Here is a 14,173-nt window from a genome sequence, read left to right as displayed (position 1 = left end):
CAAGTCCGGTCCGGCGCCGGGCGGCTACCGCTGCGTGCGCCCGTAGCCGCCGGTGTGGCGGTGTCCCCGGCAAGCGCTATTGAGCACTTCGCGCGGTATTATACCGGCGTGAACTCAGACTTCGACGGTTTCCGGCCGAGTGAACTCTCCCCGGCCGAGAACGGGCGTCGGGGCCTGCTCCGCCCGAAGCGATCGGCCCGCACCGGTGATTCCGAGCGGGCCGCCGGATCGGTTCGCCGAGGCGCGCTGCTCGGCGTCCAGATCGTCGCCGCCGTGCTGTCGCTCACGGTCCTGGTCGGCAGCGGCATCGCCTGGGCCACCTACCGCAACTTCACCGCCGACATCCGCCGCGTCGAGATCAGCACCCACTCCACGGCCGCGGCGAAGAACATCGACGGCAGCGCGGAGAACATCCTGATCGTCGGCAACGACGACCGCGACACCGCCACGGACGCGGAGCTGGCGCAGCTGGGCACCACCCGGGACGGCGGGTCCTACAACACCGACACCATGATGCTGCTGCACGTTCCCGCCGACGGCAGCAAGGCGACCGTCATCTCGTTTCCGCGCGACTCCTACGTCACCATCCCGGGCCACGGCAAGAACAAGCTCAACTCCGCCTACGTCGACGGGGTCGCCGACAGCCACGGCAACAAGGCTGCCGGCGCCTCACTCCTCACCGACACGCTGGAGAACCTCACCGGCCTCAACATCGACCATTTCGTGCAGGTCGACCTGCTCGGCTTCTACCGCATCTCCAACGCGATCGGCGGCGTCACCGTCTGCCTGAACAGCGCCATGCGCCCGGCGACCTACACCGGCCAGATCGGCAACGGCTTCGACTCCGGCTACGAGGCGGACGGCTCCTTCGTCCGCAGCTACTCGGGTATCGACCTGAAGAAGGGCGACAACGTCATCCGCGGGACGCAGGCACTTGCCTTTGTCCGGCAGCGGCACGGCCTGCCGGCCGGTGACCTGGACCGCATCAAGCGGCAGCAATACTTCCTGTCCGCGGTGTTTCGCAAGCTGACGTCCGGCGGCACCCTGCTGAACCCGTTCAAGCTGCAGCACCTGCTCAATGCGGTCACCTCGTCGCTGACCATGGACCAGAGCCTGGATCCGGCCAAGCTCGCGCAGCAGATGCAGAACCTCAGTGCCGGCAACGTCACCTTCACCACCATTCCGCTGGCCGGTGAAGACCCGAACTCGCCGGTCGGCGACGTCGTGCTGGTCAACACGGCCGCCGTGCCCGGCTTCATCAGCTCCCTCATCGGTGGACAACCGGCGAAGGCCCCCCAGAGCCCCACGACCGCCGATCCCAAGACCGTGACGGTCACGGTGGTCAACGACAGCGACTCCCTCGGTCGCGAGAGCGCCAATGCCGCCGCGTTGCGGAAGCTGGGCTTCAAGACCACGGTCCCGCCCGCGACGACCGACGTGGTGCAGAAGACGACGATCGAATACCCGCCGGGTGCCGATACCGCAGCGCGGGCGGTGGCGAAGGTGGTGCCGGGTGCCGCGCTCTCACAGAGCGACGGCGTCAGCGCGGTCACCCTGGTGCTCGGCAACGACGGCGTCCAGGTCCCGTCTGCTGGGTCCTCCGGTGGATCGTCCGATTCGTCGTCCGCGACTGGCCAGAGCAGCGCCCCGGCGTCCGCCAGCCACCCGGTCACCACCAACGCGGCCCAGGCCGGCTGCATCAACTAACTCCCAGCTTCGGCTGCTCAGCGGCTGGTGCTGGAGTGTCTGGACGCGGCCGACGCCAGCCTGAAGACGTTCCGGGGGGTCGCCCGCTGAGCTGGGCTTGCCGGGCAGCACCCGCGCGTGATGAGCGATGATCGCGGGGTGACGACGATGCGGGAGGCGGCCTGTCCCAAGCACATGGTGTTCGGCCCGTGCGGCGGCGTCCGTCCGGACCTTGCGTGCGAGATGGGATCGCACCGCTGCCCGTTCACCGAGCGTCCCGCGGTGACCTGGCCGCAGCGCCCGGCCGGCGGTCCGGTGCCGTTCAGCAGCTTGCTCGATGCTGCCTCCCGCGGCCCGGTGGTGCTGACGGACCTGACGCTACCGGCCTTCGACCGGGCCGCCGTGGGCGAGATCACCGGCATCCTGCGCGGCTCGTGTGACGCCGTCCTGGTCGGTGAGCACCAGAACCGGCCGGACTTTCCGCCGACCCTGATGACGGGCCTGATCCGCGAGGCCGGCGGCGTGCCGTGGTTGACGCTGACCTGCCGGGATCGCAACGGGCTGGTCCTGGAACAGGAGCTGGCCGGACTGCGGGTGGCCGGTGCGGACGGCGTGCTGTGCGTGACCGGGGACGGCCGGGCGCCGGGGGTGCGGCCGGACGTGACACAGGTCTTCGACCTCGACGGCACCCGGCTGGCCGGGCTCGCCGCGGCGACGGGCCTGGCGGTCGCCGTTCCGGAGGCCCCGCACGCCCCACCGCGGGCGTTGCGTCCCGAGCGGTTGTTGCAGAAGCAGCGGGCCGGCGCGCACCTCGCCGTCCTGAACCACGTGGGCACCGCGGCCGAACTCGGCGCCTTCGTAACGGCCGCCCGCGGCTTGAGCGTCACCCTGCCGATCATCGCCGGGGTCGCCGTCTACACCGACGAGCGGTCGGCGCGCGTCCTGCAGAGCTTTCCCGGCCTGGAACTCGATCCAGCGCCGGTCGAGCGGGTGCTGTCCTCCACCGATCCGCTTTCCGCGGGCATCGACGCCGCCGTGGGCGAGGCGCGCGAACTGCTGGCGATCGAGGGAGTGGCCGGGGTGAACCTGTCCGGCCTGGCATCGGCCCGGGGTGAGACCGCCGCGGCCGAGATCAAGGCAGAGATCGGACGTCGGATACGGTCGGCTGATGACTGAGTCGCAGGCCATGGCCGACGAGTTCGACACCATGGCGAAGTGGACGGCGGACGCCGTCGAGAGCCTGGGCCCGGACCACGCGGTACCCGCCGGCTGCCGGGGCAGTGGCAGCCCCGCAGCATTGGAGTGGCTCGCCGAGCGGCTGGGCCTGCGGTCGGGCCTGACCCTGCTGGACTCCGGTGCCGGCGTGGGAGGACCGGCCGAGCTGGCGGCGCGGCAGTTCGGTGTGGCCCCGGTGCTGGCCGAGCCGATGGTCGATGCCTGCCGGGCCTCGGCGCGGCTGTTCTCCCGTCCGGTCGTGATCGCCTCCGGGGAGCGGCTGCCGTTCGCCGCTCACAGTTTCGACGCGGCGTGGAGCCTGGGCGTGCTGTGCACCGTCGAGGACCAGGACGGACTGCTGAGCGAGCTGCGGCGGGTCGTCCGGCCGCGCGGCGCGATCGGGTTGCTGGTGTTCCTGCGGGCGGTGCCGAGGCTGCCGACCCAGCCGGAGGGCAATCACTTTCCCTCCTCGGACGAGCTGGCGGCACTGCTCGACCGGGCGGGGCTGGCGGTGTGCGAGCAGGCCGCGCTGGCCGACTTCGCCGCCGCGCCCGAGGAGTGGCAGACAGCCGTGAACCGGGTCGACACGGTCATCGAGCAGCGACACGGTCACGACCCGCGCTGGCAGACCGCGCAGGAGCAACAGCAGCTGATCGGCAGCCTGATCAAGGACGAACTCGTTCAAGGCACCCTCGTCTCGGCGGTCGCCACGAGCTGAACGAGGCAGCATCAGCCGGCCCAGTATTCAGCCGACAGTCTCGGGCGGTCGGCATCAGCTGGTCGGGGTCAGGCGGTGAGTTCGGCCAGCGCCGCGGCGATGGTGTCCGCGCTGAGCCGGCGGGTTGCTCGCCCGACGGACAGCTCGCAGCGGACCACCCGTGGGTCCGCGGCCGCGCTCGCCTGCGGCCACACCCACAGGCTCTGTTCCTCCGCCAGCCGTCGCGCGTTGGCGGCGAAGCGTTCGGCGGAAACGTCGAACAGCAGGTGCATCATCGGCGTCTGCGGCGGGTCGGGTACCACCCGGACGCCGGACAGGCCTGCGACGGCGCGGGCGATGGCGCGGGTGTGCTCCAGGTTGTCAGGCATCGCCGCGAGCCGTTCGGGCAGCAGGCTCAGCGCGGACGCCGCCGCCGGCCACATGCCGTACAGGGTGCCGCCGAGGCGACGGCGCCACTCCCGGACCTGCGCGACCACCTCGGTTGTTCCCGCGACGCAGCAGCCGGGCAGCGCGCCGATTCCCTTGTAGAACGAGACGTAAACCGTGTCGAACAGCGCGGCAATCTCGGCCGGCTGCCGGCCGTAGCCGGCTGACGCCTCCCAGAGCCGGGCGCCGTCCAGATGTACCGCGGCACCTCGCCCGCGCGCCCACTCGACCTGGCTGGTCAGCTCGTCCCAGTCGGGCAGCTCACCACCGAGGTCACGCTGCGGCAGTTCCAGCAACAGGGCCGCGAACGGCTCGGCCACGGCCTCGAGATCGGCGAGCGTTATCAGCCGGTCGGGGTGGCCCACCGGCCGGCCGACGAGCGCGTGCAGCCGGGCGTGCGCCTGGTTCTCGTGCTGGTCGAGGTGGCAGAACGGATGCCACAGCACGGTGCGCTGGCCGCGGTTGTCGGCGTGCACCCGCAGCGTTGCCCCCTGGGCCATCGTGCCGCTGGGCAGGAACACGGCGGCAGGCTTGCCGAGTAGTTCGGCGATGTGCTGCTCGAGATCGGTGACGATCCCGCCGTCACCGTAGACATCGGGGATCACGTCCTGACCGATGGTGGCGAGCAGGTCCCCGGGATGAACCAGGCCGTCACCGATGAGAAATTCCGAACAGGCCGCTCGCCGAAGGCGGGTCTCGTCATCCACGCAGCCCAGTATCGCGCACCCTGCAAGGGACTCCCGCAGGCGCGATGCGCTGCTGGCGTTGTGGCCAGCTGAGCACGCACGTCCCCTTGACACTTCCTATAAAGCTTGTAACATCCTGTTAACTTTCGTCCTATACGTCGAGAAGAGATGCCATGCGCGTCCAGCGAGCCATGCGCGACCGTGCCGCCACGTTCCTGCTCAGGCGGCGAGTTCCAGGCGGCTGCCGAGCCGTAGGGGCCGCCGCCGCGCTGCTGGCCGGCTCGCTCACCGGAGTGCTGGTCACGCCCGCCGTCTCCGCGGCCACGCCCCCCTGGATGGACGCCTCGCAGACTCCGGCTCAGCGCGCCGCCGAGGTGCTGGCCGTGATGACGCTGGACGACAAGTTGTCGCTGATGCACAACACGACCAGCTGTCAGTACGCCGGCTGTACCCCGTCGTCCTTCTCCGGCGGCACCCTGCCCGCGCTGCACCTGCAGGACGGCCCGGTCGGCGTCGGTGACGGGGTGACCGACGTGACGCAGTTGCCCGCACCGGTGGCCGGTGCCGCGAGCTGGGACACCTCGCTGATGCAGCAGTACGGTTCGGTGCTCGGTTCCGAGCAGTGGGGCAAGGGCGTCAACGTCGTACTGGCCCCGACCGTCAACATCGTGCGTGACCCGCGGTGGGGACGGGCCTTTGAATCACTCGGCGAAGACCCTTACCTCGCGGGCCAGATCGGCGCGGCCGACATCAGTGGCATCCAGGCACAAGGCCCGATGGCGCAGGTGAAGCACTACGCGGTCTACAACCAGGAGACGAACCGCAATTCGACGTCGGACAATGCCATCGTGGACGAGCGTACCCTGCGCGAGATCTACCTGCCGCAGTTCGAGGCGGCGATCAACCAGGGCAATGTCGCGTCGGTGATGTGCTCGTACTCCACCGTCAACGGGCAGTACGCGTGCGAGAATTCGCATCTGCAGAACGACATTCTCAAGGGCAGCCAGGGGTTCGCGGGCTTCATCACCTCCGACTGGGGCGGTACCCACTCCACCGTGGCGTCGGCGAACAACGGGCTCGACATGGAGATGCCCGACAGCGACCTGTACTACGGCAGCGCGCTCAAGACCGCCGTCCAGAACGGCCAGGTCTCGCAGGCGACCATCGATGACCACGTGCGCCGCATCCTCACCGAGATGTTCCGGTTCGGCCTGTTCGACAAGAGCCAGACCGGAACCAAGAGCTCGGTCGTCACCAGCAGCGCGCACACCGCGACGGCGCTGCAGGTCGCCGAGCAGGGCAGCGTGCTGCTGAAGAACAGCGGTCCGGTGCTGCCGCTGGGTACCGGTGCCCACACCGTGGCGGTGATAGGCGCGGACGCCGGCGCGCAGGCGCAGACCCAGGGCGGCGGCAGTGCCGGGGTCAACGCCTCGTACACGGTGACGCCGTACGCCGGGATCAAGAACCGGGCCGGCTCGGGTGCGAGCGTCAACTACTACCAGGGCGTAGCCGGTTCGGACGGAGCGCTGCCCGCGGTGCCGGCAAGCGCCCTCACGCCCTCCCAGGGCAGCGGCAACGGGTTGTACGGGCAGTTCTTCGCCAACACCGGGCTGACCGGCGCAGCCGTCGCCACCCGTACCGACCAGAACCTGGACTTCAACTGGGCGGGCGCGTCGCCCAACGCCGGAGTGGCGACGACGAACTGGTCGGCCAAGTGGACCGGCGCCGTGCACCCGCCGACGACCGGCTCGTACACCTTCTCGCTCACCAGTGACGACGGCAGCCGGCTGTACGTCAACGGCCAACTGGTCATCGGCAACTGGGCGGACCAGGGCTCGACCACCAAGACCGGGACGGTGACACTGACCGCCGGCCAGGCGGCCACCGTGGAGGTCGACTACTACCAGGGCGGCGGTTCGGACAACCTCACCCTCGGCTGGCAGGTGCCCGGCCAGTCGCTGCAGGACCAGGCAGTGACGGGCGCCAAATCCGCTGACGTCGCCGTGGTGTTCGTGAGCAAGTACGAGTCCGAGGGCTATGACGTCGGGGACATCGACCTGGGGTCCGCGCAGAACAACCTGGTGAGCGCGGTGGCTGCCGCCAACCCGAACACGGTGGTGGTGCTCAACACCGGCTCGGCGGTCACCATGCCATGGGTGGCTGGAGTCAAGGGTGTCGTCGAGGCCTGGTACCCCGGCCAGGAAGACGGAAACGCGATCGCGGCGCTGCTGTACGGCGATGTCGATCCCTCCGGCAAGCTGCCGGTGACCTTTCCGGCGAGCCTGAGCGACGTTCCCGCCAGCACTCCCGCGCAGTGGCCGGGGCAGAACGGCACCGTCCAGTACTCCGAAGGGCTCGGGGTCGGTTACCGCTGGTATGACGGCAAGAGCATCGTGCCGCTGTTCCCGTTCGGGTTCGGGTTGTCCTACACCACCTTCGGCTACAGCGGGCTGACGGTGGGAACGCCCGACGCCAGTGGCAACGTGGCGGTGGGCTTCACCGTGACGAACACAGGCACCCGGGCCGGCAGCGAGGTCGCCGAGGTCTACGTCGGTGAGCCGGCGGTGACCGGTGAGCCGCCCAAGAGCCTGCAGGGATTCCGGAAGGTGGCCTTGGCAGCCGGCGCGTCCAGCCAGGTGAGTCTCACCCTGCCGGCTCGGGCGTTCCAGTACTGGAACGGTACCGGGTGGACGACGGCGGCCGGAACGAGCACCGTCTATGTCGGGGCGTCCTCACGCGATCTGCGGCTCACCGGCACCGTCGGCACCGGCTCGGCCGAGACCGCCCTGCCTCGTACCGGCTGGACGGCCACCGCCTCGTCCTCGGCGGGTGGTGACGTTCCGTCCAATGCCCTGGACGGCAGCGCCTCGACCCGGTGGAGCACCGGCACCGCGATGGCGAACGGGCAGTACTACCAGGTGGATCTGGGCACTGCCAGGACATTCGACCAGGTCACGGTCGATGCGGGCGGCAGCACCGGCGACTACCCACGCGGGCTGTCGGTGCAGGTGTCCGGTGACGGGGCGTCCTGGACGCCGGTGGCCAGCGCGACGGCCGTCACCGCGAGCCAGACCGTCACGTTCGCCCAGCAGACGGCACGGTACCTGCGACTGGTGCAGACGGGCAGTTCGACGTCCTGGTGGTCGATTGCCGAGCTGACGGTGTCCGCCGCGCCCGGCGGCAGCACCGGGGGAAGCCCGACAGCGCTCGCCCGCGGGGGCTGGACGGCGAGCGCCAACCCGTCGAGTGGTGATGCCCCGGCCAATGTCCTGGACGGCAACCTCGGCACCCGGTTCTCCACCGGCACCGCGATGGCGTCCGGGCAGTACCTGCAGGTCGATACCGGCTCGGCACATACCTTCGACCAGGTGGTCATGGACTCCGGCGGCAGCAGTGCTGACTACGCCCGGGGTTACACCGTCCAGGTATCGAACGACGCGAGCAGTTGGACCACCGTCAGCACCGGAGCCGGGACCGCCGCGGTCGTGACGGCTCGCTTCGCCAACCAGAGCGCCCGCTACGTGCGGATCGTTCAGACCGGCAGCTCATCGTCCTGGTGGTCGGTCGCCGAGCTCAACCTGTACGCCGGCTGACCTCAGCCGGATCAGTTCAGCAGTTGGAAGCAGCTCAGCCGGTCACGGTCCTGCAGCCGAGGCTGCTGTCCGTTCCCGTGGCGTAGTTCCGCGCCGTCACGCAGACCCGGTTGGTGCCCCTGGCCAGCGTGACCTGGTAGCTGTAGCCGTGGGTGTCGGTGATTCCGTAGGCGGCGTTGACGTCGCCCCGGGTCACCGCGGTGTTGCCCCAGGCGACGTGCTTGCCGTTGACGTCGATGATGGCCTCGATCGACCGGGTGGGAGCGTCGTAGTCGAACATCCAACCGTTGACGATCGCCTTTCCGGCACTGACCGAAATGGTGTCGAGCGTGCCCAGCGGGGAACCGGACAGCCGGAACGAGCTGCAGCCCAGCCTCGTGCTGGCCCCGGGACCGAGATTGAGGGCGTAGACGCACGCGGTGCTGGCGCCGTCCGGCAGCGGCACGTTGATGGAGTAGCCGTGCAGACCGGTGGCCTTGAAGGCCTGATCGATGTCGGGCCGCGACACGGTCGAGTTGACGCCGACGACGAACTTGCCGTTGACGTAAGCCCGCACCATCAGCGGGGAGTTGGGCTGGTCGTAGTCCAGGCTCCAGCCGTGGAAGGTGGCGACGTTCGCCTGGACGGACACGCCGCTGACGCCGCCCACCGGTGACCCCGACAGCACGATGGTCTTGCAGCCGAGTTGGGTGTTGGGAGCGGCCGCGCCGAGGTTGATGGCGTACGCGCAGACGTTGTTCGTGCCGTCGGCCAGCTTCAGCGGGATCTGGAAGCCGTGCGCGCCGGTGAGGTGGTAAGCGGTGTTGATGTCGGTGCGGGTGACACTGGTCTGCGCGTAGGTGAATGGCTTTCCGTTGACGTAGCTGAAGATCCGAAGGCTGCTGCTGGTGTAACCGGGGTCGAAGGCCCAGCCGCGCATGGTGGCGGTGCGCCCCAGCACCGAGACGCCGTCGACCTGGCCGACCGGGCTTTCGCTGACGATTCGGCCACCCGGCATGAGCAGCTTCGCCTCGGACGTCACCATGCCCGCGATGGGGGAGCCGTAGGTGCCGCCCTGGGTGAGGATCACGACCGCGTACCGGTCGCTGTTGACGAATCCAGTGGAATTGAGAGCCGGTTGACCGGCCGCGTTGTCGCCGCCCCAGCCCTGTTTCACACCGGCGCCGGTGCTGGCGCTCGGAATGCCGAAGAACTGGTAGGTGCCGTCCGAGCCGTACTGGGTGGCGTGGTGCATCGCGTTGCCCAGCCAGGACCAGACGTCGGGCCGGTGCCGGACAGTGTTGTAGAAGGCGGTCATGCCACGGGCGTTGATCTGGGTACCGCCCCACCAGCCCGGCCGCAGCGGCGGCGATCCCAGGTTCGGAATGTTCAACGCCTGCTTGACCCAGGTGATCACCGAGTCGCCGCCGTTGCGGCCGTACAGGGCGTTGGCCGAGGCGTCGTCGGACTGGGTGATCATCTTGTACGGGGTGGTCTCGTTCCACCCCGACATCTGGCCGGTCATCAGCAGCCGGGTCGCGATGAACACCTTCATCACCGACTCGGACGCGTAGGCGCTGTTGTAGTCACCCGCGCCGGAGAACGCCCCGGTCTGGATGTCGACGACGCCGATCGAGCTGCGATAGCCGTGCTGGCCGGCGTAGTTCACCGCGCTTGCGGCATTGCCCGAGATCGACGCCGACGCCGGTGCGGCGCTCGACACCACACTCAGCAAGCCCGCGACGAGCAACGCCGCCGCCACCCCGGAGAAGAGCCTCGTATGCATTCGCAGCCAATCTGACTCGCTGTCCGGACGCTGTTGTCCGGTCGCTTCCGTGGCCCGGCGGACACCGGGGGACGTGCTGCCGGCCTACCTATCGGTCGCTTTCACCGGACGTGCAGGCGTGCGGGAGGAAAGCCGCGGCGCCGACGGCCTGGCGGTCAGCACGGGACCGGCGGCGATGAGCGCTACCGTCACGGCCACAACCGCCACGCCGACCCGGCCCGAGGCGGCTGCTGCCAGCCCGACGGCGGCGAGGATCTCGACTGCCATGACGACCCGCAGCGAGGTGGTCTCCAGTTCGCTGAGCCTGCGGTGCACCGCGAGCAGGGCCTGCGGCGTGCGGCAACGCGAACTCAGCACGACGGCCGCGCCCCGGACGAGGCCGAACAGCAGCCCCGCACCGAGGGCCGACGAGGGCGATCCGCTGACCGCGCTGAGCAGTACCAGCAGGTACGTCGCGGCGGTCATGATGTACGTGGCGAACCCGGTGCCGATCTGGAACCCGAAACCGGCGGCGTACAGCCACCGGCGATAGCGCATCAGCCACTCCTCGTTCACCTGACGCGCATGCAACGGCAGGTGAAAGCCGCCCACTCGACGATCGGCGGCCAGTGCGACGAGACAGCCGGCGGAACCGAGAGCAGCGCTTACCCCGAGGTGGTGCGACAGCGGCGTGAGAGCCAGGGCGAGCACAGAGCCCGCCAGTCCCAGCACCGCCCCACCCGCGCCCGCGCCGGCAACGAACCAGAGAGTCGTCAGCCAGTACCGGTTACCGCGGGACCGCTCGGACAGCGGATTGATCGCCGACACCATGGACAGCCCGCACGGCGACCAGGTTCCGCGCGCGGCCGCGACCACCGCGACGAGCAGGGTCAGCGCCGTGCTCATCGGGGCCCCGCCGTGGCGGTTCCCGCCGGAAGTGCCCGGACGTCGTCGCCGACGGTTACGGTTGCCCCGCCGATCATGCTGTCCGGCGCGTCGGGATTGGCGGCGTACACCGTGTACGTGTGCGGCCCCCGCGATCGCTGCAGCGTGATCTCGAACTGCCCCTCGGAACCCTCGGTGGTGTGTCTGGACAGCGCCGCGCCGTCTTCGAACACGGTCACCGCCACGGCCGCCGCCGGTTGATCGGGATCAGCGGCCCAGCCGGTCAGCTTGACCGTGTTGCCCAGCACCTGGACGTCCTCGACGCGACCGATCGGACCCGTCTGGTCGACCGCGACGGTCTTGCTGCCCAGCGCGAGTTCGGACGTGCCGCCGCCGAGGCCCATCGGGTGGACGGTGAAGGTGTGCACGCCCTTGCCCGCAGTCAGCGTGATGTCGAAGCCGTGTTTCCCCTTGACGCCATAGCCGGTTTCGACATCGGGCCGGGACACTCCGGTGGGGTACCAGTGCAGGCCGTGGCCGTCCTCGTACACCGCGACCGCGATCTCGGCGGCCGGGTTGTCCGGGTCATAGACCCAGCCTCGCAGTCGTACGGTGTTGCCGGACGCGCTGACGGACTCCAGCTTGCCGCTGGGCGTGACCGCCGCGGCATGCACCGCGACGCTCTTCGCGCCGAGCAGCGGGTTGCCGACACCGCCGGCGACGTTGAGGGCATACACCTTGTAGGTGTGGGTTCCGGCCGTAGCGGTCAGCGAGATGGTGAAGCCGTGCGCTCCGGTGATGTGATAGGCGGAGTTGACGTCGCTACGGGTGATGGTGGTCGGCGAGCTCAGGACCCGCTTGCCGTCCTGGTAGATCACGATCCCCAGTGACTCGGTCGGCTTGTCGCGGTCATAGGCCCAGCCCGTGATCGTCACCTTGTTGCCCGAGGTGGTGATCGAGTCCAGGTGCCCGATCGGCGCCGATCCCGGATTCACGGTGAACGAGCGACTGCCGATCAGCGGGTTGCTGCTGCCGCTGCCCACGTTGATCGCGTACACCTTGAACGCGTGCGGGCCGTTGCTCGCGGTCAGTGAGAGCTCGAAGCCGTGGTTGCCGCTGATGTGGTGGGCGGCGTCGATGTCGGCACGGACGTGGTTGGCCGTGACGAGGCTCAGCCGCTTGCCGTCCTGGTAGATCGCGACCTGGATGGACGTCGACGGCTGGTCCGGGTCATAGGCCCAGCCGCGGATGTGTACGGTGTTGCCGGAGCTGGTGATCGAGTCGACCGACCCGACCGGGAGCTGCCCGGCGACGCAGGGTGCGGAATGCGTGACGGTGTTGTTGTCGGTGGCACTGGAGCTGCTGCAGGTGCCGCCGAACTGGACCCACGGCGGCGTGCACGACACCACCCGGCACAGCACGGGACCGGTGTTGGACCACGGGATCTGCGTGCTGCACTGTCCATAGCGGAACTGGTTGCAGGCCACCCGCCGCTGGTCACAGGTGCTCTGGTTGCAGTGGCAGGTATAGCGGCCGTCGCGGTAGGCGTTGCAGTCGATGTAGTACCGCGCGGAGCCACCGCAGAACGAGGCGTTGTCGGCCTTCCACCAGCCGCCGATGAAGGAATCGGGCGGGCAGCTGTTCCTGCCGCCGTTGATCGTGCAGCAGAACACGGTGTATCCGGCTTCGCAGGTGTTGTCGGCCCCGCACACCGCGTCGTACGCGCTGGCCGGCCGGGTGAGATACCCCCACGGGTCCACGGCCAGTGCCGCACCGAGCAGCGCGGCCCCGCCGAGGAAGCCGCGGCGCGGTGGGCCGGAGTGCTCCTCCTGCCGGTCCGTGCGCTTGGCGACCCGGTTGACCAGTCGCTCGGTGAGGGTGGCGGTCATGGCGAAACCTCGATCTGATCGAGAACGGCGTTGACCTGCTTGGTCAACGGCACCGCCTGCCGATGCGAGCCGAGGACGACGTAGAGGCAGAACGGACGGTTCCGCTCGGTGAAGAAGTGCTGGAATCCCGCCTGGCCGGCGACCCGCCGTTGCATGCCGTTGGGATTGAACTGCCCGGCGCTCACCCGCGGCAGGCCGCGTGGCTCGTACAGGGCGGTGCCCAGGCAGTCGGAACCGAACTCCAGCAGCGCGATGAAGATGTGGGCAGCGCCCATCCGCTCGACAGCGCCGGTGCCGTAATCGCCGCGGGAGGCGGGCAGGGCGAAGTTGGCCAGATGCATCACCGAATGGGTCCGCTCACCGGGCCAGCCGGTGGGGTGCGGGTACGCGGGACCGGCTGCTGCGGCGTGGCTCACCGTGGCTGGGCTGGCGGCCGGAGCGGCTGGAACGGCGCGCTGGTAGATCCGACCTTCCCACTGCCTCGGCAGCAGGACGGCGACGCCGTGGCCGGCCAGCTTGGTGGCTGCGTCGGCGGTCGTCATCGCGACTCCACCTGCTCAGCGGCATCGCTCGGGGCGTACAGGCTGGGGTCGCCCGGGCCGATACCGGCGCGCAGCAGTACCCGGTCGACGTCCTGCTCGCGCTCGCGGTCCGCGGCTGGCTGGACCACGGCGGAACCCGCTTGCAACGCGGGGTGATCTCGATCGTCGACCGACTGCTGGATCAGGCCGCTGACCTGGCTGAACGACGTACCCGAACCTTCGCCCTTGATGCGGCCGGTGCGACCGTCGGCCACCACGACGTAGGGCGAGCCTGGAACCTCGAACTCGGCCCATGCCTGGCTGGACATCACCAGGTCGACACCGGGGGGCACAGTTTCGACAGGGCGGCGGGGCTTTCCTCGTCGGCGCTCTTGGTCACGACCAGCAGCCGGGTGCCGCCCGGCGCCGCCCAGGAACCATCCGGGTCCGCCAGCTCGTGCCAGAAACCCGTGCAGCCCTCGCACGAGGAGGACAGGAACGCGATGATGGTGTCCTGCTCCACCCCGACGGTGCGGACGGAGATGATCTCGCCGCGCAGCGAGATCCCGTCGATGTCGTGCGCGGGTGCCCACTCGTCGCGGCCCTCGATGCGCTGCCCGGTGGGCTCGGGGATCGCTGCGATGGTGCGGAACGGCGGGGCGGCCGCGGGCTGGGCACCGCCGTCTAGATGGTTGATTCCTTGAAGGTGTGTCGCTGGCGGGGAGGTAGGCGGAGGGTTTCCAAGATCAATGCGTGACTAAAGAACTAGAAACCCTCCTGACCGGACTGTATGTCCTCATCGATGATCGT

The 14,173-nt window shown here is 69.4% G+C and carries 11 protein-coding genes; 4 read left to right on the top strand and 7 right to left on the bottom strand.

Features of this window, described 5'->3' with window-relative positions:
* The first annotated feature begins 108 nt into the window (after positions 1-108).
* The 3 genes from RM423_RS17610 (at position 109) to RM423_RS17600 (ending at position 3,619) form a co-directional block, all read left to right on the top strand.
* Positions 109-1,707, top strand: coding sequence for an LCP family protein (locus RM423_RS17610; protein WP_311424355.1), 1,599 nt, complete (start codon positions 109-111; stop codon positions 1,705-1,707).
* Between the two features lie 147 nt (positions 1,708-1,854).
* Positions 1,855-2,862 (top strand): methylenetetrahydrofolate reductase, encoded by a 1,008-nt coding sequence (locus RM423_RS17605; protein ID WP_396327776.1) that lies wholly within the window; start codon positions 1,855-1,857, stop codon positions 2,860-2,862.
* Positions 2,855-3,619, top strand: coding sequence for a class I SAM-dependent methyltransferase (locus RM423_RS17600; protein WP_311424353.1), 765 nt, complete (start codon positions 2,855-2,857; stop codon positions 3,617-3,619). Before RM423_RS17605 ends, RM423_RS17600 begins: the two co-directional genes overlap by 8 nt.
* Positions 3,620-3,687: 68 nt before the next feature.
* Here the strand turns inward: RM423_RS17600 and RM423_RS17595 are convergent, their stop codons facing one another.
* On the bottom strand, positions 3,688-4,752 hold the full coding sequence (locus tag RM423_RS17595) for a threonine aldolase family protein (protein WP_311424352.1): 1,065 nt from the start codon (positions 4,750-4,752) through the stop codon (positions 3,688-3,690).
* 152 nt (positions 4,753-4,904) lie between these two features.
* Between RM423_RS17595 and RM423_RS17590 the strand changes: the two genes are divergently transcribed.
* Complete coding sequence (locus tag RM423_RS17590; protein ID WP_311424351.1) at positions 4,905-8,324, top strand: glycoside hydrolase family 3 C-terminal domain-containing protein; 3,420 nt, start codon at positions 4,905-4,907, stop codon at positions 8,322-8,324.
* A 34-nt stretch (positions 8,325-8,358) separates the two neighbouring features.
* Here the strand turns inward: RM423_RS17590 and RM423_RS17585 are convergent, their stop codons facing one another.
* The 6 genes from RM423_RS17585 to RM423_RS17560 all read right to left on the bottom strand — a co-directional run bounded on the left by RM423_RS17585 (position 8,359) and on the right by RM423_RS17560 (position 13,886).
* Complete coding sequence (locus RM423_RS17585; protein ID WP_311424350.1) at positions 8,359-10,089, bottom strand: hypothetical protein; 1,731 nt, start codon at positions 10,087-10,089, stop codon at positions 8,359-8,361.
* 84 nt (positions 10,090-10,173) lie between these two features.
* Positions 10,174-10,974, bottom strand: coding sequence for a hypothetical protein (locus RM423_RS17580; RefSeq protein WP_311424349.1), 801 nt, complete (start codon positions 10,972-10,974; stop codon positions 10,174-10,176).
* A complete protein-coding gene (locus RM423_RS17575; RefSeq protein WP_311424348.1) occupies positions 10,971-12,842 on the bottom strand; it encodes a hypothetical protein in 1,872 nt (623 codons plus the stop codon). Before RM423_RS17575 ends, RM423_RS17580 begins: the two co-directional genes overlap by 4 nt.
* Positions 12,839-13,384, bottom strand: a complete 546-nt coding sequence (locus RM423_RS17570; RefSeq protein ID WP_311424347.1) for a hypothetical protein — start codon at positions 13,382-13,384, stop codon at positions 12,839-12,841. The genes RM423_RS17575 and RM423_RS17570 overlap by 4 nt, the downstream gene beginning before the upstream one ends.
* Complete coding sequence (locus tag RM423_RS17565; protein ID WP_311424346.1) at positions 13,381-13,716, bottom strand: hypothetical protein; 336 nt, start codon at positions 13,714-13,716, stop codon at positions 13,381-13,383. Before RM423_RS17565 ends, RM423_RS17570 begins: the two co-directional genes overlap by 4 nt.
* Positions 13,692-13,886 (bottom strand): hypothetical protein, encoded by a 195-nt coding sequence (locus RM423_RS17560; protein WP_311424345.1) that lies wholly within the window; start codon positions 13,884-13,886, stop codon positions 13,692-13,694. The genes RM423_RS17565 and RM423_RS17560 overlap by 25 nt, the downstream gene beginning before the upstream one ends.
* Positions 13,887-14,173: the final 287 nt, after the last annotated feature.

Source organism: Jatrophihabitans lederbergiae (assembly GCF_031845305.1).
GTDB classification, from domain to species: Bacteria; Actinomycetota; Actinomycetes; order Mycobacteriales; family Jatrophihabitantaceae; genus Jatrophihabitans_A; species Jatrophihabitans_A lederbergiae.
This window is presented reverse-complemented; position numbering and strand designations above follow the sequence as displayed.